Genomic DNA, 17,986 nt, shown 5'->3' on the forward strand with positions numbered 1-17,986 from the left:
CAGAAACCGCTTGCCGACGGGGCGGGCCATACGTTTGGCACCGGCGGCGTGCTGATGGGCGCGGATGATGGTGCTGTCGACGATCAGGTATTCAAAGTCCGGGTCGTCCGACATGGCCTCGAAGATGCGCCGCCACACGCCCTTGTCGCTCCAGCGGCTGAAGCGTCGGAACACGCTGTTCCAGTCGCCGAACACCTCTGGCAGATCACGCCAAGGCGCGCCGGTGCGTACGATCCACAGCACGCCTTCGACGAACATCCGGTTGTCGCGCCCGGTCGAGCCCTTCTGGTCAGGCCGCCCAATGATCAGCGGCGCCATCCGATCCCACGCCACATCACTCAGCACCAACCGGTCCAAGACGCCCAAGGCCACCTCCTGAAAGGCAGCCTTGAATCACAGGAAGGGCCAGTCGGGAACCCCTAGAGTCCACAGAACCTAGTGCTTGCCAAGCTTTGGCCTCCGCATGGAAGCAACTGGCGCGCTGCCCTCCTTTGCTCCGGGTGTTCGTCCGGCTGCACTGGCTCCAGTGATTACTGGATTAGCAAGCTAGCCGTCGCATAGCCGATTTGGCTCGCTGCAGGATTGAAGGCCAATCTGGCGTCCGTCCTCCAGCTGGACTCTGAAAAGCGGGAGCAATGCCGACGCGCGCCAGAAATTCTCGCAAGTCAGCCAGCGGTACCGCGGCAGTGCCGGTACGACCCCCAGCATAAATTACGCCTACGACATTGCCCACCGCATCCAGGACTGGCCCGCCGGAACTCCCTCCACCCGTGGTCACGTCAATTTCCAATTGCCATCGCATGCGCTCTGCTTGGCTGGGCCCGAAGTAGTCCACTCCATCCTCCCAGCGCGCCGCCACCGGCTGACCGGCGCGGTCAGTCATGACAAAGCTAACAGCACGGCCCGCTTCAGGACTATGGACTGTAAGAGCTGCGCCACGCAAATGCCCTGCCTGACCTTGCAGAATGCCCGGCAGAGCACCTTGCGTGGGATAACCTAGCAGTAATACAGGCAGATCTGGCGGCAAGCGCTGTGCGGCGGATAATGGCAAAGGAGCATCCACGGATACCGGTCCAGCTAGCAAGGCCAGATCCGTACCAGCTTCTTCAGCCAGGATGCGCCAGGAGCCTGGCGTGCCAGCCACCTCAATCTGCCGTCCGAGAGCACGGCATTGCAGGACCACATGGGTGTTGGTCACCAGTAGACCTGGTCCTACCAGAAAGGCGGAGCCGCCAACTCCTGCTGACGCTGATGTCATGGCCTCTGCAGGGCTGCCAGAGCCAAGACGAGCCACCGTAACGAAGAAGGCCAAGGTCAGGCCTACGACACCTGTTAGCAACCAGCGCAAGCTATGCGGCATCCTGTTCTCGACCGCCATGCGAAAAACGAGTACTATCTACCACTGATTGGTGCGTGGGGCCAGAACTGACTCGCGTCGAGCATTTAAGAGAAGATAGATCAATGCAGACCCTCCCCCTCTTGATTCGATTGGCACGCCAACGTGCAGATGCACGACGAGTCGCTCTGGCCGAGGCTGAGCGGCAGCATCGGGCTACAGCAGAACGAATGTCGGCTCATAGGGCTGAGGTTGCGGTAGAAACAGCACGGGCGACCAATAATCCAGCTGAAATGGCAGCTTGGTCAGCATGGTGGCCTCATTCGGTACAGCTGGCTCAGCAACTGGCTCACGCACAAGCCCTTATGGCTCAGCGCGAGGATGAGATCAGAGGGGCTCTAGCGAACGATTTTGCTGAGGCCAAGCGCTTGGAACTCGCTTGGGAGGCGCGACAGAAGGCACAAACCCGGCATCTGGCGCGCCAAATGGAAAAGCGTGCGGAAGAACTGGAACTGCACCGAATTCGAACAGAAGGCTGAGCCTGCAGCGCTCAGACTTCTTCGTTTAGGCGTTCCAGATCCGGCTTCTCCTTGAAGCGTGCCCAAGCGCTCAACAGCTCACGCAGCTGCTCGTCTTGGCTGGCGCGCTCGCGTCGAAGGCTTTGCATCCGCCTGCGCAATTCCAAAATCAAGTGACCACGGGGCAGATCAGCGCCTGTCTCAAAACGATCCAGGAAGACTTGGCCAAGTTCAGGGTTATCGCGCACGATGCAATAGGCGGCATAAGCCAGCACCGAGCCACGGCCAAACTCAATCATCTTGCGACCGAAGGTGCGCATTTCCAGCAAGCGCGGATGCTGCTCAACAATGCGCATCACTTCAGCTGGCGTCGGCTTAGCGTTTCGGATACCGGCCGGCTTCAATTCACGCTTCCACAGCAGTACGGCGGCGGCAGCAATCAACGGCTTATCGCCGAAACTGTCGAACGCGACTCCTAGCTGAGGACCCCGCTTGGCATGAATGTCGTAGGTGTCGTAGGCTTCTTCGGGAAGGCTGCGCATCACCGGAACTTCAATTGCCTCACCTGCCTGAATAACGGCAGACAATCTGTGCTGGCCGTTTAGCAGACGACCCGATCGACTGAAGCAAATAGGCTGCGCATTCATCATCCAATTGCCGGCGCGAATGTCGCGGGCGATAGCATCCACATGTGCGGAGACGATCTTGCGGTTGCGGGTGTTATGCATGAGGTAAGCCTCTGCGGTTGCCGGCGTAATGCTCTCAATGACCAGAGGGTAAACGCCTTCCTCAGTAACCAATCTTTGCACGACAGCCTGTAGACTGCGTGTCGTTTCCTCTGTGTCATCGGCATGGTCGGGATCATTGAGCCCGGCATATCCTTCCAAAATCGGAAATTCTTCGCCTTTGATCGGATTGGCTGCTTTATCAATCCAGGTATAGGTGCGGTGATGCTCACCGCTAATCGTGGCATTGAGCGCTTTGATGCAAAGCGCGAATAGATTGATCGGCTTCAGGCGAGTTGTCGGGTCACCGCGGGTGATGTCGATCAGGTCGCGGATGCGAGCGCCCGGCTCCATAGGGCTGTACTTCTCTGGGTAAGCAATGGCATCAAGGAAGCGGCGGGTTGCTGTCTCATTAACGCGGAAGCCCATGAAGAGCAGAGGTGTGCGCACCGCCTCGGAGAGTGCGGTTGCTTCACTCTCCAGCGATATCTTGACCGCTTGCTCAAGGTCGGGATTAGCACGCAGCAGCCGGTCCATGCGCGACCAAGCAGCGGTTCCAGCGCCGCGCTGCATCTTGCCGTCATCATAACGGATTAGCTTCACCAGCGCCGACTGAAGAGCATGCGCGTGCAGAACTCCCCGGGCTTCCAGCACGCCGGCAAAGGATCGGCGCCGCTGCTGGTCAATGGTGTGCAGGACATCATCTGGGATGTTCTGAGCGAGCACAGTCAGGAAAGGTACACCGGCCTTGACGCAGGCACGCAGCCGCTGAACCCCGTCTAGCAGCACGCCGCCGCGCGACAAGATGATCGGCATGCCGTTTAGGATCCAACGCTCTTCCCGCATTGCCTCAGCATAGATCGTAATGGCATTGGGGTTTTCGGCGGCAGTAGGGCGCTTGCGCTGCAGCCATTCTGTGGCGTTAGCCGGAGTGACAAGTTCAACGGAGAAGAAAGGGCTATCAGGACTCTGCCCTTGCACTTGCACGATTCGACCGTTCTGCGGCTCCAGAGCCGCGACGTTCGCTTTGCGTGCTGTGCTGCTTGCCCGAGCCATGGGTTTTTCCTTTCGTCCTCGTCCGGCCATTGCTCAGCCCTCTATCCCTGCTGCGCGCCAGAAACCTACGAGGGTCTGACTGACGTTTAGACTTTTTTCGCTTTTAATGCCAGATGCAAAAACAGGCGAAATTATAGCTTTAGCTTGACTGTTTGGATGGGGTGGTTTTTGCATCATGTTTATAAAACGTTTTAAAACAAAAGCTTATAGAAACTGTCTATGAATAGCGGAAAGGCTTTCTTCATAATGTTCTCAGAAACCGGAGTAGAGATTGGGCGAAAGGGATGCTAGAAAGCCCAGGTGGACCTTTTGACCTGCCATTGTGTGGCACATTGAAGGGTCTGCGAAGAAGCATGGGGCGGAAAGGCCGCCCTTGTCGGCCGTTTGGCTGATCCCTTGGCCCCCGTAGGAAGGAGAATCCCTCCCAATGAGTATCCACGCCCCCTTCTATGTCAGCCACACCATCCAACTCACTCGTAGTGAGGTGCTCGAAGCGCTGCGAGGCGCTGCTTTGGCCCGCGCGCGTGAGAGCCTGCGGCTGGTAGATCCCGCGCCGCGCGGTGTTGAAATGGAAACCCGTATTCTGTCGGGTGCCGTTGTGGAGATCGACGGTGCAGCGGTGGTGATTGAAGCGCAACTGCCGGCCGATCTGGTGGCCTTGTTGCAGGCCAACGCTGCCCCTACTGTCCCTGCCGTGCCGACTGAGATGTCGGCCGACATGGCGCTGGTTGCAGCCTGAACATCGGGCCACACCCCTCTTCCTAGAGGAGGGGCGTGCCTTTGTTATAGGCCAAAACAGAAGAGAGCAGGATGTCTGCGGCATCATCCTGCGCGAAATAACATAGAACCGACAAGTTAGATGATCGGGTCTGTGGCTCGGAGCTAGTTTCCAGCAGCGCCAAGACAGAAACCTTGCGCGAGCTTAGCATATCTCGCCATCCTCACGGAATCGCGAGGAATGTGCTATGGGATTCCGAGTTTGCCGGGAGGAACGGGGGGAAGGCTGGCAGGTAATGCTCAGCCGGGGCGCAGCCAGCCTAACCCGTAATGCCTTTGCAGACCGCGCCGCTGCCGAGACATGGGCAGTTCAGGCGGCTCTAGCCTTGAAGCAATGCACCATCCGTATTGGGACCAAACGCTTCCTCGGCACTGCTGCGGAGGCCTTGCAGCGTTGGGCTATTGATCAAGGCACTCTGCCCCGCTCCGAAGGAGGCACACAGGTGGCGCCCGTAAGCCGATTGGCGGCCTTGGCTGCGGAAGCCGTGTGTCATTGGCCCTTGGCTTTGCTGCAGGCAGAAGATCTAGCGACGCTGCGGCGGAATCGATCCCAGGCTCTGAGCGGCGCCGCCTTTATGCTGGTAGAGCAGGCCGCTCTAGCAGTTGCGTTGGGCCAGTTTCGTGACTTTCATCTTCCGGCCTTGGATGACCCCTTTGTAGAGGCAGCGCCGGACGGCATCAGCCTCCTGGATGAGACTGCTTGCCAGTTGCTCCATGCCCAGGCAGCCGTCATGGGGGGTGCTTGGCCCCGGCTCGTAGGACTGCTGTTGTGCTGCGGCGTATCTCTGGCAGAGCTCAGCACAATATGCTGTGGCCAAGCTGATCGAGAAAGTGGTCGGTTGCATTTGCAGGGAGGTCGGGTGGTGACTGCACCCTCAATTTGGCTGCCATCCTCGCAAGAGGATGCCACAAGCCTCTTACTGGCAGAATTGAGCGATGCCGCTGCTCATGCCGCTGGCTTCGCCGCCTTGGGTCAGCGGCTGAACCACCATCGGCTAAAGGCAGAGACTCTGCAGTTCACAGCTCTGGTGGCGGCTTTTACGGAAGGCCGTCACCTGGATGAGGTGCTTCAAACGGCCGGCAGCATTTCCGTACCGGCAGGTTGAGTTTGTCGTCATGGATAGTGCGAAAATATTTGCGTGCGACGTGCGAAAAACGTAGAACGATGCACAGAGCGCGGAGCGTCCGCGTCAACCTCCTAGAACGGGACCGGACATGAGCTTTTTCGGCAAGTCCAGTGGCGGCGAACCGCGTATTACCTTCGAACATATCGATCTGGCGGCTGAAACGCGCAGTGCTGCCCTTCGTGCTGTTGCGACGCCGACGCCAAAGACTGAAGCGGCTACGCCTGGTCCGATGCTGCTGTCCGCTGACAGTGAAGTTGAAGGAGAACTGCGCAGCCGCGGTGCGGTGCGGGTGGAAGGCGTACTTCGGGGTGGCCTACAGGCCCCGCTGCTGATGCTGGAGATCGGCGGCCAAGTGGATGGCACTGTCAAGGCCGATCGTGTGCGCATTGCTGGCACGCTGCGTGGCACGGTGATCGCGCGCGAGATTGAGGTGGCGCGAACCGCTTGTGTTGAAGCTGAATTGGTGTACGACGAGATTAGCATTGAGCGGGGTGCGCGGGTGCGCGGCCTGCATCGCCAGCGCGACCCCGAAACACCATCGGCCCAAGCTACGGGTTCGGACAACGTCACCGAGGCGGTGAGCACCAAGGCTGATGCTCCGGTGGATGAAAGCATTCTGTTGGCAGCTGCGGCCAGCACGGCCGCTCTGGTCGCGGAAGCCGAAGCGGCGCTGCAGGAACTGGCCCAGGTCAGTCAGGCCGCCGCAGGTGCCGCGGCCGAACTGGCGCAGGATGGCGTGGACGAGTTGGTGGACCTCGAAGTCGAGTTGCGCGCCACACCGGAGCGCCTGCTCAACGTGGTGCCCACTCTCTAAATTGAGTCTTCCTGCCCCACTGAGGGGCAGGAAGCGCTTAGGAGTAAAGCGGATTAAGTCCGGGATAGTGGATTTCTGGAAGTCCACGGTCTCGTAGCAGGCGATTGGCCGCGCGGGCGATCTCCCGGGGGCCTGCCTGGAAGCCATCGAGCATATAGTAGCCATTGCGCAGCGGACGCACCCGGCCACCCAGCAGGCTAGAGGCATACTGTAATGGCGTCATATCTTCTTCCGCCTCATCCATGCGGCTGAGGAAGGGTGCGTTTTCGTGTCCCTTGCTGGTCCGCTGGAGTACGCGCTTGGCGCGACGCTGCGCATACCAAGGCTCGATCCCGAAAGCCCGTGCCAGGCTGTTGATGTCCTCACCCATCAGCAGACGCCGATCGAAATCGCCACGCAGTTCCGGCGCCAAAGCTCGACGGCGAACTTGGTGCCGACGCTTCGTTCCAGACGATACGGATTCGTCTTCCTCCAGGTCTTCATCCGAATCCACGTCAACGTCCATATCCACGTCCACAGTTCGGCTCCTCAGCGTCGCTTCATGCGACAAGGGGTGGTTCCTTCTGGAATTTTGGAGCCGTCCTTCTGGAGGGCGCTTAATGCCGATATGTTTTATGCGAAATTTGCTGATGGCCGACTAAGATCGTGTCACATTGTTGGATGGCGATTGATTTCGTCCGAGCAGAAGGTAGGACCGAATGGATGCTATGACCCTCCGCCCGCCCATGCCGCAGGAGCGGCGCTTGGCGCGGCAACTAGAAAGCAGCTTCGCGGCCGAGTTGCTGCGTGCTGCTCGTCCAAATTCGAAATCTGGCGGCATCGCCGGTCGCGGTACCGGCGGCGATGCTTTCGACAGCTTTATGGATGAAGCACTGGGTGCAGCGCTCGTGGCGCGTGGCGGATTAGGCCTGGGTGAAGCTCTCGAGAGCAGCATTAAAGGTCGCAGCATGGGAAATGGACAATGAGCCAGTTTGTTGAAGCCGCTGATCAGCTGAGGCACGTTCTAGATGTTGAAGCTGCAGCGGCACGCCAGGCACAGCTACCGAATTTAGTGAAGCTGGTTGAGCGCAAGCGCCAAGCTGTCACTAAACTCGTAAACGCTGGCATGCCGGAAACCGACTCGGATCGCACTGCCTTGGCCGCGATGCTGCGTGCTGCAGAAGAGAATGCCTTGGTACTAGGTGCCGTAGAGGGCGCGCTTCAGACAGTACGCGAGAGATTACGTCAGGATGTGTCCGCAGCAGCTGATCCTGGTTTGTATGGTCCTCAAACAGTAGGACACCGACGCAAGCTGCGACACACACTGGCGGCGCAGCTCGACCACACAGCATAAAGTCTTCAATATTTGTAAAGCTCTTCAGAAAATATCTCCGTTTTTCTGAATAAAACTGGGCAGTCCCCATTAATAATAAATAAATCCTCGGAATGGCTTCAAGAGGCACAGATTTGATTGATAGCAGAAATGCTGGAATGCTAGAAAATCTCCATCAGCCTTGGTCTAGCGAAGGTCCTTGCGCTGTAGTCGCGTCAGAAGGCGCTCCTTGGAACCGGAACCCTTAAAGGGCGCAATAATGGTCAGCTCGATCCTCACCAACAACGGCGCGATGACCGCGCTGCAGTCGCTCAAGTCGACGCAGAAGAGCCTGCTCGAGACGCAGAACCGCATCTCCACCGGCCTCAAGGTCTCCACGGCGAAGGACAATGCCGCGACCTGGGCCGTCGCCACCTCGATGCGCAGCGACATCGCCAACTACAAGCAGGTCAGTGAGAACCTGTCCGTCTCTGCCAGCATCATGAGCACGGCCGCCAATGGCGCCGAGCAGATCGCCAGCCTGGTCTCTGACATCCGCATCCAGGTGACCTCGGTGCAGGACGGTGTGAAGGACGCCAAGACCGTCCAGGCGAACATCGACCAGCTGATCGCCCAGATCGACGGCATCGTCGGCTCTTCCTCCTTCAAGGGCGTCAACCTGCTGGATGGCAGCACCGAGAAGACCGAGATCCTGGCCTCTGTGAACGCCAATGGCGGCGCACAGAAGGCGGCCTACATCACGGCCGATGGCTACAAGCTGAGCACTGCCGATGACGGTATGCTGGCCGAGCTCAAGAAGGTCAGCGTCGAGAACCGTGACGCCGTCTACTCCTACGCAGAACCGACCGGCGCTGTTGCCACCGGTGACCAGCTGTCCTTCACCTTCAAGGCGGGCGGCGAAACCAAGAAGGCGACCTTTAGCGCCGCCGCTGGTGCGACTGCGGCCGACATGATGAAGGGCCTGAAGGACGCCATCAACACCGCAGCCGGTGACCAGATCGCCAAGATTGATGTTAACGGCGCCCTGGTGGTCAATTCCACCCTGTCCGACAGCAACATCACCTTTGACGGCGAGACGGCGCTGGCCAAGTCTGTTGGCGGCAGCAGCATCGTCCTCGGTACGCCTGAGGATCTGAACCCGTCTAAGGCGAAGTTCTCCTACTCGCCGGTTCTGAATGACGAACTGGACCCGGCCGGCGCGCAGACCTTTGAATTCAGCTTCAAGGTCGATGGCACCGCCAAGGTTGCCAGCGTGACCACCGTGGCCGGTGACGACTTCGCGTCCATGCTCGGCAAGCTGCGTGATCAGATCAATTTGGAGGCCGGCACCGGCAACGAAATCGCCTCGATCGACACCGTGAGCGGCAAGCTGGTTGTCGATGCGGCCAAGGCGGGCGGCAAGGTCGAGTTCGACGGCGAGAACGCGCTGAAGAGCGCGAAGCTGGAAGAAGCTGGCACGCTTGCCAATGGCGTGGCGAAGGTCTCCTTTAACGACAGCACCACCGGCCTCAACGACGCGCAGGATAGCCTGACGTTCGACTTTGCCTTCAACGGCGTGGCGAAGCACGTTACGGCCTATTACGACACCGATCTGCCGACGACGATGGCGAAGCTCGCCGAAGAGATCAACGACTCCGTTGGCTCTTCGGTCGCCTATATCGACAATGCCGGCAAGATGGTCATCGACCGGAATGCTGCCAAGGGCACGATGACCTTCGCCAATGACGCCTTCAAGGCGCATGACGGCGGCGGCGCGGCCAGCCCGATTACGGCCGTGCCGGTTGCGGTGACTGAGGCGGACAAGGCCGTGGTCTATGCACTGCCGTCCGACTCGACCCGCCTGACCAAGTTGTCGCTTACTTTCACCGATCATGGCGGCACCTCTCGCACGGCGACTGTCACGGCCACTGCCGGCGAGAGCAACAAATCCGTGCTGCAGCGCATGGCGGACGAGATCAACGACCAGCAGGACACGACGGCCTATCCGGCTGGCCAGAACTTCGACATCGCGTTCGTCAACGAGAACGGCGATCTGGTGATCGACCGGTTCCGCGACACCGCGGCGGCTACTCCCGTGACGACCTTCGCGGCCAGCGACCTGAAGGTGACCAGCACCGTCAACTACGGCGACAACACCGAGCTTTCTGCCAACAGCGGTGACTATTCGGACCTGTTGGCCTCGCTGAAGAAGGTGGAGTCGAACGTGCTGGCGGCCGGCGCGGCCTTCGGTGCGGTGCAGACCCGCGTCGACATGCAGAAGGAGTTCATGGACAAGCTGGTCGACACCCTGACCAGCGGCGTCGGCGCCCTGGTGGATGCCGACATGTCCGAGGAAGCCGCCCGCCTGCAGGCCCTGCAGGTGCAGGAGCAGCTCGGCACTCAGGCGCTCTCCATCGCCAACCAGGCGCCGCAGAGCATCCTGTCGCTGTTCCGCGGCTGATCCCGATCGCGGCCGGGGCGGAGATCCGCCCCGACCGCAACCCGGCCTGACCGGCGGCGCCCCCTGCGCCGCCGGCCCCGGCCGCCGCGCGCCCCAGGAAGAATCCGATGCAGAACGCCGCCGCCCTGTCCGACAGCGCCGCCCTGGCGCCCCTGAAACGCCCGCGAGGCGCCGCCGCCGCCTATGGCTCAGTGATCCGCGGCACCGAAGATCCGCGCGACATCGAATATCGCGTGCTCGCTCGCGCCGCCGCCCTGTTGGACAGCGCCCTGCTGGATAGTGCCGGCCCTGCCGCCCTGCCCATCGCCATTCACGAAAACCGTCTGGTTTGGATCGCCTTCGCCGCTGACCTCGCGGATCACAACAACCATTTCGGCGACGAGCTGAAGGGACGCCTCCTCTCCCTGGCCCGCTGGGTCTTTGCCGAGAGCGATCGTGTCCTACGTGACGGCCGCAGCCCGCAGGCGCTGGCCGATGTCAACCGCGCCGTCATGGCCGGGCTGCGGTCTGGCCTTCCTCCTGCCGCCACAGGGCTGAGCTGATGTCACTGATCCTGAAGCTCGCCCCGGGCGAGCGCCTCTTCATCAACGGCGCCGTGGTCACCAATGGTGACCGCCGCGCCTATCTGATGGTGGAAACCAAGGCGCAGATCGTCCGCGAGAAGGACGTGCTGCAGCTGGAGGACGCCTCCACCCCGGTCCGCCGCGCCTATTTCGCCGCGCAGAACGTATTGCTGAATGCGCAGCCCGCGCTCGGCAGCACCGAAGCATTCGAGACGCAGATGGGCATATTGCGTGCCGTTTTCCGCAAGTCGGAGCACATCGACCTGTTGGACGAGGCAGAGCGCCAGATGGAGCAGGGCAACACCTACCGCGCCCTGGCCGCGCTGCGCGAGCTGGTGCTCTACGAGTCCGCCCTGCTGAACCTGGAGCCGCCGCAGCGCTTCCGTCGTGAGGCGCCGTCCCGCATGCCGCCGACGTCCCCACTGCGGCCGCAGGTCTTGCAAGCCGCCGAATAACCAACTTTTCCCAGGACGGGAGGCAACTTCACCGCCAGACGCAGAAGACAAGGAACTTCGCTATGATCGAGCCTACCCAAGCCATCCAGAAACCCGCCGTGTCGCAGGATCCGCTGCTGCGCCAAGAGCGCGGGGCACGCAACGACATGCCGGCGCCTGCCGCAGGTGAGGTGCAGATGGCTGAACGTGAAAAGCGGGTGACCGCTGCCGCGCCGACGATCGATGTGCGGCTCGATGGCGAAACCATGCGGCTCTATTCCGAGCTGCGCGATCCCGAGACCAACCGGGTGCTGATGCGCCTCCCGGCCGGCTATCACCCAGAGGACGATGTGCCGAAGAACGGCGTGTCCACTACTGCATGAGCGTCGCCGCCGTCCTCACCGGGGTGCCGACCGGACTTGCCGGGTGGAAGATCCTGCAAGGTAAGTCCCCCGGCGACTTCAAGGCTTTCAGCAAGGACCCTGCCTTGCAGAAGGACCTCGCTTACCTGCGCGACAAGCTGCCCACCAAGCTGACGTCGAAATCCCTGCTCGATGACCGCCGCCTGCAGGAGATGGTGTTGCGCGCCTACGGGCTGGACGCCCAGATCGGCTTCAACGGGCTGATGCGTAAGGTGCTGGACAGCGATCCGGCGGACAGCACCTCGGCGGCCGGCCGCATGACCGACAGCCGCTTCCGCCAGCTCGCCGCCGACCTGAACTACGGCGGCAAGAGCGTGGCCGCGGTGCCGGCCGTGCCGTCCAAGGGCACCCTGCAGGTGGATTGGGCCGCGGGCGGCGTCGGCTTCAGCGGCTTCTCCGGCAGCTTCGCCACGGTGCAGGTGAAAGAGGTGCCGCTCGATGGTGCCGACACCCGCCAGAAGCTGGCCGAGAAGCTGCAGGCCGCCTTCCGCAAGGCCGATGGCGGCCGCGCCGACATCAGCGTCACCGCCTTCGGCCTAGAACTGGTGTTCTCCGACGCCAAGGGGCGCGGCGCCAGCAGCTTCAAGTTCACCCCCGCCGTCGGCAGCGCGGCCACCGTCACCGCGGGCACCAGCACCACCCAGCCCGTCAGCCAGACCATGGTGCTGGAGAAGCTGAGCAGCAGCCAGAACCTCGGCAGCTTCACCGGCACCTTCGGCACCGTCGCGGTGTCCGGCGTGTCGCTCAAGGGGCTGGGCACCGCCGCGGATGTCGCCGCCGCCCTGCAGGCGGCGTTCCGCAAGGCGGATGGCGACCGCGCCGACATCAGCGTCAAGGCCGATGGCCAGACCCTGACCTTCACCGACGCGCGCAACCGCAGCAACGCGCAGTTCAACTTCGCCGGACAGGCCACCGCCAAGCTGCTCACCAACACCAACGGCACCGCCGGAACGGCGGCGACCGGCGGCCCCAAGGTGGCCAGCAGCACCGTGGTGGACGCCATCGTGCAGAAATACACCCAGGCGCGCTTCGAGGAATCGCTTGGCGAAACCTCGGAAACCCTGCGCCGGGCGGTGTACGCCAAGCGCACCCTGCCGCAGACCACCAGCTGGTACAGCGTCATCGCCGACCGCAACCTGGCCGAGGTGGTGCAGACCGTGCTGGGCCTGCCCAGTAGCTTTGGGAGCCTGGATGTCGACCAGCAAAAGGCGGCGCTATCCAAGCGGATGGACATTGCCGACTTCAAGGACAGCACCAAGCTGTCCAAGCTGCTGGAACGTTACGTCGCGCAAACCAGCATCAGCGAGGCCAAGGCGCTGGCCAGCAGCAATGGTGTGGTCAGCCTAGTGCAGCCGGTGTCCTGGGGCAGTGACAGTTTCTCCGGGGCCAGCTCCGCGGCGTTGTTCGCGATTCTGGCGGCCCGCTGAGCAAGGCAGGCCGCGGCTGCGGCCTGCTTCCCGGCGTCACCGGGCTGGCAGCAGATCGGCCAGCCGGGCGAAGCTATCGGCGGCGGCGCTGCGCTCGTCGACATCCTGGTTGAGGAAGGCGTCCAGTCCGGGATGGTGCTGAATGGCGGCATCCACCTCCGGGTCACTGCCATTGCGATAGGCGCCGAGGCGAATCATCTCCGCCATGTCGGCATAGGTAGCAAGGCAGCGCTTGGCGGTCGCGAGCAGCGCATTCTGCTCCGCGTCGTGGCAGCGCGGCAGAGCACGGCTGACCGAGCGCAGCACATCGATGGCTGGCCAGCGGCCGCGCTCGCCGATGCGACGATCCAGCACCAGATGGCCATCAAGGATGCCGCGTACCGCATCAGCGATTGGCTCATCATGATCGTCGCCATCCACCAACACCGTGAAGATTGCGGTGATATCGCCCTCGCCCTCGACACCTGGCCCGGCACGTTCCAGCAGCGCCGGCAACTCGGTAAACACCGAAGGGGTGTAGGAACGGGCCGTGGCCGGCTCGCCGGCGGCCAGGCCGATCTCACGCTGCGCATGCGCCAGACGCGTCACTGAATCCAGGAGAAGGAAGACCTGCTTGCCTTCAGAGCGGAAATACTCGGCCACCGCCAATGTCGCCTGTGCCGCACGGCGCCGTGCCAGGGCAGGTTCATCAGACGTTGCGACCACCACCACGGTACGCCGGCGCCCTTCCTCGCCCAGGGTATGATCCAGAAATTCCTTCACTTCACGCCCTCGCTCGCCGATCAGGCCAACAACAATGACATCTGCTTCAACGCCGCGGGCCAACATGCCCATCAGGGTCGATTTACCGACACCAGAAGCGGCGAAGATGCCGAGGCGCTGACCGCGGCAGATGGGGGTGAAGACATCAATGGCGCGCACCCCGGTTTCCAGCTTGCCCCCTACTAGGCGTCGTCGCATGGCTGAGGGAGCTTTTTGGCGCAATGCTACGCCACGTGCCCCTTGGGGCAGCGGTCCGCGGTCATCCATAGGCTGACCGAGGCTATCAATGACACGCCCCATCCATGCATCACTGGGGTAAAGTTCCAGTGGCTGCTCCAGCCAGATCCGGGCACCTGGCCCGAGGCCCTCTGTACTACCCTCTGGTACAGCCACCGCGCGACCCGGCGTGAAGGCAACAAACTCTCCTTCGATGGCAGGGCCGCGTTCTCGCGTAATGCGTAGCCGGTCGCCGATAGTGAGGCCTCGCCCAAGGCCAGTTACTGACAAAGCGGCTCCCTGCACCCCTGCCAGGGTGCCGAAGCGCTGCCAGTGCGGCAGCCGCGAGAGCGACGTCACGGCATCTGCCAGGCAGGTGGAGGATAGCAAGCGGTCCATCATGCGAAAAAGGTTCCTGGCACGGCGGCGGAGATCTTCATCCTAGATATTGTCATCGATGTTCCGAGGGAATGCTATGCGAAAAATCTCGACACAGAGGCTATGACACGGTATTGCTCCGGAACAGCGCAACGGGAGCACGCCCCATGCTTGATGGCATTGATGTCTTCCGGATCAGCGGCGCTCGTATGCGCCAGCTGGCGGAACGGCAGAACGTGTTGTCGCAGAATATCGCTAATGCAGACACGCCGCATTACCGCGCCCGGGATGTGAAGCCCTTCAGCTTTGACAGCACATTGCTGCGTCAGCAGCCGGGCCTCGCTTCGCTGCGACTGGCTTCAACCCGCCCGGGTCATATCGGTCAGTCGATTGGCGCCGCCAACGTCATTACCGACCGTGCCAACTCCTATAGCGAGGACCCGGACGGCAACACCGTGAATTTGGAGGAGCAGATGGTGAAGCAGGCAGACGTGGCGAAAGCCTATGACCTGACCACCCTGGTCTACAAGCGTGGCACGGCGTTGCTGCGCAATGCAGTGGGTGGCCGCTAATGCTTCGCATCCCACCCATCAGTGGCGCAGGGCCGCTCAGCCAAGCTATGGCGACGGCCGCTTCTGGCATGAGCACCCAGGCCACTCGCATGCGTGTGGCGACCGAGAACATCGCCAACGCGAACTCCACGGCTGCGACGCCAGGTGGTGATCCGTATCGCCGCAAGCTCGTCTCTTTTGGCCGGATGGTTGATCGTGGCACTGGCGCTGAGCTGGTGCGCACTGACAATATTCGCCCTGACTCTCGCAGCTTCCGCACCCAGTTCGACCCCGCTCATCCGGCGGCTGATGAGCAGGGCTATGTCAAACTTCCGAATGTCGATCCATTGATCGAGCAGGCTGACATGCGCGCCGCTGGACGCTCCTATGAGGCATCCATCGCGGTGATGCAGCAGGCGCGCGCGCTTTATGGCAAGACACTCGACATCTTGAGATCCTGATCCATATGACCGCTCCACTTCCCGCGATCCAGCCTGTCTCTGCGGCGATGCGCGCCTATGGTGCTGCCGCTACTCCGGCCGCTGATTTTGGCGCCATGGTGGGCGATGCTGCCCGTGCTTCGCTCAACACGCTGCGCACTGCTGAAGTAACCGCAGCACGAGGTGTCGCCGGCACCGCCGACGTGCAAGAGGTGGTGCAGGCTGCCGCCAATGCCGAGCTGACGGTGCAGACCATGACGCAGCTGCGTGACAAGGTGGTCAGCGCCTACATGGATGTGCTGCGCATGGCGGTTTAAGCCGCCCCAATCAGCCACCGCCGGAGAATCCGCGATGAATGAGGGAGATGTGGTGGAGGTGCTGCGCGGCGGCTTCTACGCCACCATGATGGTGTCGGGGCCGCCTCTATTGGCTGCCCTGCTGGTTGGCCTTGCGGTCTCTGTCGTGCAAGCGTTGACACAGATCCAGGAGCAGACCCTCTCCTTTGTACCAAAGATTGTGGTGACGCTGCTGGTCTGCATGCTGTCCCTGCCCTTCGGCTTCTCCGCGCTACGCTCCTATACAGAGCAAATTGCACAACTCATTGTGGGATTATAGCGCATGGCTTTCCTGCATCGCCTGCGCAGTATCTTTGGTCACCAGGATATGCTCTTCGCCGCCGCCATGGTGGTGCTGCTGGCCGTCCTTGTGCTGCCGATGCCAAGCTGGTTGGTGGATCTTGGTCTTGCTACCTCGATCACCTTGTCAGTGCTTATCTTGATGGTAGCCATTTGGATCGAACGGCCGCTCGACTTCTCCTCCTTTCCAACCGTGCTACTGATTGCGACTTTGTTGCGGTTAGCGCTGAACTTGGCCACCACTCGCCTGATTCTGGCTGATGGTCACCACGGCCTAGACGCTGCGGGCAGCGTCATCCACGGTTTCGCCGTTTTCGTGATCGGCGGAGATTTTGTCATTGGCGTAATCGTCTTTGCGATCTTGGTCATCGTCAACTTTGTTGTTGTTACCAAAGGTGCTGGGCGTATCGCCGAGGTTGCGGCACGCTTCAGCCTGGATGCCATGCCGGGCAAACAGATGGCAGTCGATGCTGATCTTGCTGCGGGTACCATCGACGATGTTGAGGCTAAACGCCGCCGCCGCGAGCTGGAGGACGAGAACGGCTTCTTTGGCGCCATGGACGGCGCTTCAAAGTTTGTTCGTGGTGACGCGGTTGCTGCCATCATCGTCACCATCGTCAACGTAATTGGCGGCATTGTTGTGGGAACGCTGCGCCATGATATGGCGCTCTCTGCTGCTGCCAGCAACTATGTTACCCTGGCGATCGGTGATGGTATTGTTTCTCAGATTCCTGGGCTGATCGTTTCCATTGGCGCCGGCATGTTGGTGTCGAAGGGTAATGTTCGCGGCTCCACCGATAAAGCGCTGATTGGGCAGCTTGCTGCACAGCCCAAGCCGCTCTACCTAGCTGCCGGGCTCTCGGGATTGTTTGCGGTGCTGCCAGGTCTGCCCTTTCTGCCCTTCGTGGTGTTGGGCGGTATCGCTGCGGGCGCAGGCTGGTTCGCTTCCCGCAACGCTAAAAAAATCGCCGAGGCCGCTGCGGCCGGAATTGAACCTGCCGATACGGCCCCGCGTGAGGAAACCATGGCCGAGTTGATCCGAGTGGACGATGTCCGTTTGGAACTTGGTATGGGCTTGGTATCCCTTACCGCTGGCCGTCAAGGCGGATTGTCTGAGAAAATCAAAAAGCTGCGGCGCGCCTTTGGTTTGGAATTCGGCTTCGTGTTGCCTGCGGTGCGCATCAAGGACAACATGGACCTCGCGTCCGGCGAGTACTCCATTCAGGTGCAGGGCGTTGAAGTGGCACGCGAGACTCTGGTACTTGGCCGACTGTTAGCCTTCGCGCCCAGTGGGCAGGAAATTGGCGTGCCCGGGATCGATACCCAGGAACCCTCCTTTCAGATCAAGGCCCGCTGGATTGAGCCAGCACTGCGCGATACAGCGATGGCGCAGGGCCTCACTGTGGTGGATGCTGAGACGGTGCTGACCACTCACATGTCCGAGGTTCTGAAGGGCTATATGGCGCAGTTACAGAGCTATGTCGCAACGCAGAAGCTCATTGATGGATTGGAGAAAGAGCATCAGCGCTTGGTCTCCGACCTGATCCCATCAGTACTACCGTTGGCAACAGTGCAAAAGGTTTTGGCTTCACTGCTGGCCGAGCGGATCTCGATCCGCAATCTGCCGCTGATCCTGGAAGCATTGCACGAAGCTGCCGGCTTTACCCGCAATGTTTCCCTGCTGGCTGAACATGTGCGCCAACGGCTTTCTCTGCAAATCTGCCGAGGACTTACGCAGGAAGATGGCTATGTCACGGCCTTGCTTCTTTCGCCCGATTGGGAGCGCGAGGTAGGCTCGGCCATTGTGGAGGAGGGCGACCAGCGCTCCTTCGCCATGGCGCCGTCGAAGATCCAGGAACTGGTTACCGTGACCCGCGGTCGTATTGCTGAGGCAGCCGCGCGTGGCGACTGGCCTGCAGTGCTGACTTCGGCGGTGGCACGGCCCTTTGTGAGACAACTGGTTGAGCGGATCAATCCGACCATTGCGGTGATTTCTCATGCTGAGGTGCATCAGCGTGTCAAGCTACGCACCGTCGGCCAGATCTGAAACGCA

Annotated in this window: 20 protein-coding genes; 15 read left to right on the plus strand and 5 right to left on the minus strand. The window is 61.3% G+C overall.

Translation table 11 applies throughout. The annotated features are described in order from the left end of the window. Positions 1 to 366 (minus strand): IS5 family transposase (locus D2K64_RS17750; RefSeq protein ID WP_120009731.1); only part of this gene is annotated, 366 nt, incomplete at its 3' end. 172 nt (positions 367 to 538) lie between these two features. After that, on the minus strand, positions 539 to 1,378 hold the full coding sequence (locus D2K64_RS26210; RefSeq protein ID WP_120009732.1) for a trypsin-like peptidase domain-containing protein: 840 nt from the start codon (positions 1,376 to 1,378) through the stop codon (positions 539 to 541). Positions 1,379 to 1,461: 83 nt separating this feature from the next. On the opposite strand from D2K64_RS26210, the gene D2K64_RS24500 reads away from it, so the two are divergent. Further along, positions 1,462 to 1,875: a hypothetical protein gene (locus D2K64_RS24500; RefSeq protein WP_157985909.1), complete on the plus strand. Its 414-nt coding sequence runs from the start codon at positions 1,462 to 1,464 to the stop codon at positions 1,873 to 1,875. 11 nt (positions 1,876 to 1,886) lie between these two features. Here the strand turns inward: D2K64_RS24500 and D2K64_RS17760 are convergent, their stop codons facing one another. Next, entirely contained in the window at positions 1,887 to 3,635 is a 1,749-nt protein-coding gene (locus D2K64_RS17760) for a ParB/RepB/Spo0J family partition protein (protein ID WP_120009733.1), read from the minus strand. A 427-nt stretch (positions 3,636 to 4,062) separates the two neighbouring features. Between D2K64_RS17760 and D2K64_RS17765 the strand changes: the two genes are divergently transcribed. Both D2K64_RS17765 and D2K64_RS17770 read left to right on the plus strand, forming a co-directional pair. Continuing rightward, complete coding sequence (locus tag D2K64_RS17765) at positions 4,063 to 4,374, plus strand: methionyl-tRNA synthetase (RefSeq protein ID WP_202910732.1); 312 nt, start codon at positions 4,063 to 4,065, stop codon at positions 4,372 to 4,374. 1,253 nt (positions 4,375 to 5,627) lie between these two features. Then, entirely contained in the window at positions 5,628 to 6,353 is a 726-nt protein-coding gene (locus tag D2K64_RS17770; RefSeq protein WP_120009734.1) for a bactofilin family protein, read from the plus strand. Between the two features lie 37 nt (positions 6,354 to 6,390). Here D2K64_RS17770 and D2K64_RS17775 read toward each other — a convergent pair whose 3' ends face one another. Continuing rightward, complete coding sequence (locus tag D2K64_RS17775; RefSeq protein ID WP_157985910.1) at positions 6,391 to 6,903, minus strand: hypothetical protein; 513 nt, start codon at positions 6,901 to 6,903, stop codon at positions 6,391 to 6,393. Between the two features lie 193 nt (positions 6,904 to 7,096). On the opposite strand from D2K64_RS17775, the gene D2K64_RS17780 reads away from it, so the two are divergent. From D2K64_RS17780 to D2K64_RS17810, 7 genes are all read left to right on the plus strand, one after another. Then, the gene (locus D2K64_RS17780) at positions 7,097 to 7,318 is read left to right on the plus strand and encodes a rod-binding protein (RefSeq protein ID WP_157985911.1); all 222 of its coding nucleotides are present in this window, start codon (positions 7,097 to 7,099) and stop codon (positions 7,316 to 7,318) included. Then, positions 7,315 to 7,686 carry a hypothetical protein gene (locus D2K64_RS24505; RefSeq protein ID WP_157985912.1) on the plus strand — a complete coding sequence of 124 codons (372 nt, stop codon included), beginning with the start codon at positions 7,315 to 7,317 and terminating at the stop codon, positions 7,684 to 7,686. Before D2K64_RS17780 ends, D2K64_RS24505 begins: the two co-directional genes overlap by 4 nt. 238 nt (positions 7,687 to 7,924) lie before the next feature. Next, complete coding sequence (locus D2K64_RS25970; protein WP_274379310.1) at positions 7,925 to 10,105, plus strand: flagellin N-terminal helical domain-containing protein; 2,181 nt, start codon at positions 7,925 to 7,927, stop codon at positions 10,103 to 10,105. 107 nt (positions 10,106 to 10,212) lie between these two features. Beyond that, positions 10,213 to 10,647: a flagellar biosynthesis regulator FlaF gene (locus tag D2K64_RS17795; RefSeq protein ID WP_120009737.1), complete on the plus strand. Its 435-nt coding sequence runs from the start codon at positions 10,213 to 10,215 to the stop codon at positions 10,645 to 10,647. Beyond that, positions 10,647 to 11,123 carry a flagellar biosynthesis repressor FlbT gene (locus D2K64_RS17800; protein ID WP_120009738.1) on the plus strand — a complete coding sequence of 159 codons (477 nt, stop codon included), beginning with the start codon at positions 10,647 to 10,649 and terminating at the stop codon, positions 11,121 to 11,123. The genes D2K64_RS17795 and D2K64_RS17800 overlap by 1 nt, the downstream gene beginning before the upstream one ends. Before the next feature lie 62 nt (positions 11,124 to 11,185). Continuing rightward, entirely contained in the window at positions 11,186 to 11,485 is a 300-nt protein-coding gene (locus D2K64_RS17805) for a hypothetical protein (RefSeq protein WP_120009739.1), read from the plus strand. Continuing rightward, positions 11,482 to 12,951: a DUF1217 domain-containing protein gene (locus D2K64_RS17810; RefSeq protein WP_120009740.1), complete on the plus strand. Its 1,470-nt coding sequence runs from the start codon at positions 11,482 to 11,484 to the stop codon at positions 12,949 to 12,951. Before D2K64_RS17805 ends, D2K64_RS17810 begins: the two co-directional genes overlap by 4 nt. Positions 12,952 to 12,987: 36 nt before the next feature. Here D2K64_RS17810 and D2K64_RS17815 read toward each other — a convergent pair whose 3' ends face one another. Next, a complete protein-coding gene (locus D2K64_RS17815) occupies positions 12,988 to 14,331 on the minus strand; it encodes a FliI/YscN family ATPase (protein WP_120009741.1) in 1,344 nt (447 codons plus the stop codon). 143 nt (positions 14,332 to 14,474) lie between these two features. On the opposite strand from D2K64_RS17815, the gene D2K64_RS17820 reads away from it, so the two are divergent. The 5 genes from D2K64_RS17820 to flhA are packed head-to-tail and all read left to right on the plus strand — an operon-like array spanning position 14,475 to position 17,980. Beyond that, a complete protein-coding gene (locus D2K64_RS17820) occupies positions 14,475 to 14,879 on the plus strand; it encodes a flagellar basal body protein (RefSeq protein WP_120009742.1) in 405 nt (134 codons plus the stop codon). Positions 14,880 to 14,926: 47 nt separating this feature from the next. Continuing rightward, positions 14,927 to 15,319, plus strand: a complete 393-nt coding sequence (flgC, locus tag D2K64_RS17825) for a flagellar basal body rod protein FlgC (protein ID WP_370765099.1) — start codon at positions 14,927 to 14,929, stop codon at positions 15,317 to 15,319. A gap of 5 nt (positions 15,320 to 15,324) precedes the next feature. Further along, positions 15,325 to 15,615: a flagellar hook-basal body complex protein FliE gene (locus D2K64_RS17830; RefSeq protein WP_120009744.1), complete on the plus strand. Its 291-nt coding sequence runs from the start codon at positions 15,325 to 15,327 to the stop codon at positions 15,613 to 15,615. A gap of 34 nt (positions 15,616 to 15,649) precedes the next feature. Continuing rightward, a complete protein-coding gene (gene fliQ, locus D2K64_RS17835; RefSeq protein ID WP_120009745.1) occupies positions 15,650 to 15,913 on the plus strand; it encodes a flagellar biosynthesis protein FliQ in 264 nt (87 codons plus the stop codon). A 3-nt stretch (positions 15,914 to 15,916) separates the two neighbouring features. Continuing rightward, positions 15,917 to 17,980, plus strand: coding sequence for a flagellar biosynthesis protein FlhA (gene flhA / locus D2K64_RS17840; protein ID WP_120009746.1), 2,064 nt, complete (start codon positions 15,917 to 15,919; stop codon positions 17,978 to 17,980). The last annotated feature ends 6 nt before the right edge of the window (positions 17,981 to 17,986 follow it).

The organism is Teichococcus vastitatis, assembly GCF_003604215.1.
In the GTDB taxonomy this organism is placed as follows: domain Bacteria; phylum Pseudomonadota; class Alphaproteobacteria; order Acetobacterales; family Acetobacteraceae; genus Pseudoroseomonas; species Pseudoroseomonas vastitatis.

Coding starts and splice junctions, on each gene's coding strand:
- D2K64_RS26210 (WP_120009732.1), bottom strand. CDS start 1,378: ATGGCGGTCGAGAACAGGATGCCGCATAGCTTGCGCTGGTTGCTAACA.
- D2K64_RS24500 (WP_157985909.1), top strand. CDS start 1,462: ATGCAGACCCTCCCCCTCTTGATTCGATTGGCACGCCAACGTGCAGAT.
- D2K64_RS17760 (WP_120009733.1), bottom strand. CDS start 3,635: ATGGCTCGGGCAAGCAGCACAGCACGCAAAGCGAACGTCGCGGCTCTG.
- D2K64_RS17765 (WP_202910732.1), top strand. CDS start 4,063: ATGAGTATCCACGCCCCCTTCTATGTCAGCCACACCATCCAACTCACT.
- D2K64_RS17770 (WP_120009734.1), top strand. CDS start 5,628: ATGAGCTTTTTCGGCAAGTCCAGTGGCGGCGAACCGCGTATTACCTTC.
- D2K64_RS24505 (WP_157985912.1), top strand. CDS start 7,315: ATGAGCCAGTTTGTTGAAGCCGCTGATCAGCTGAGGCACGTTCTAGAT.
- D2K64_RS25970 (WP_274379310.1), top strand. CDS start 7,925: ATGGTCAGCTCGATCCTCACCAACAACGGCGCGATGACCGCGCTGCAG.
- D2K64_RS17795 (WP_120009737.1), top strand. CDS start 10,213: ATGCAGAACGCCGCCGCCCTGTCCGACAGCGCCGCCCTGGCGCCCCTG.
- D2K64_RS17800 (WP_120009738.1), top strand. CDS start 10,647: ATGTCACTGATCCTGAAGCTCGCCCCGGGCGAGCGCCTCTTCATCAAC.
- D2K64_RS17805 (WP_120009739.1), top strand. CDS start 11,186: ATGATCGAGCCTACCCAAGCCATCCAGAAACCCGCCGTGTCGCAGGAT.
- D2K64_RS17810 (WP_120009740.1), top strand. CDS start 11,482: ATGAGCGTCGCCGCCGTCCTCACCGGGGTGCCGACCGGACTTGCCGGG.
- D2K64_RS17815 (WP_120009741.1), bottom strand. CDS start 14,331: ATGATGGACCGCTTGCTATCCTCCACCTGCCTGGCAGATGCCGTGACG.
- D2K64_RS17820 (WP_120009742.1), top strand. CDS start 14,475: ATGCTTGATGGCATTGATGTCTTCCGGATCAGCGGCGCTCGTATGCGC.
- flgC (WP_370765099.1), top strand. CDS start 14,927: ATGGCGACGGCCGCTTCTGGCATGAGCACCCAGGCCACTCGCATGCGT.
- D2K64_RS17830 (WP_120009744.1), top strand. CDS start 15,325: ATGACCGCTCCACTTCCCGCGATCCAGCCTGTCTCTGCGGCGATGCGC.
- fliQ (WP_120009745.1), top strand. CDS start 15,650: ATGAATGAGGGAGATGTGGTGGAGGTGCTGCGCGGCGGCTTCTACGCC.
- flhA (WP_120009746.1), top strand. CDS start 15,917: ATGGCTTTCCTGCATCGCCTGCGCAGTATCTTTGGTCACCAGGATATG.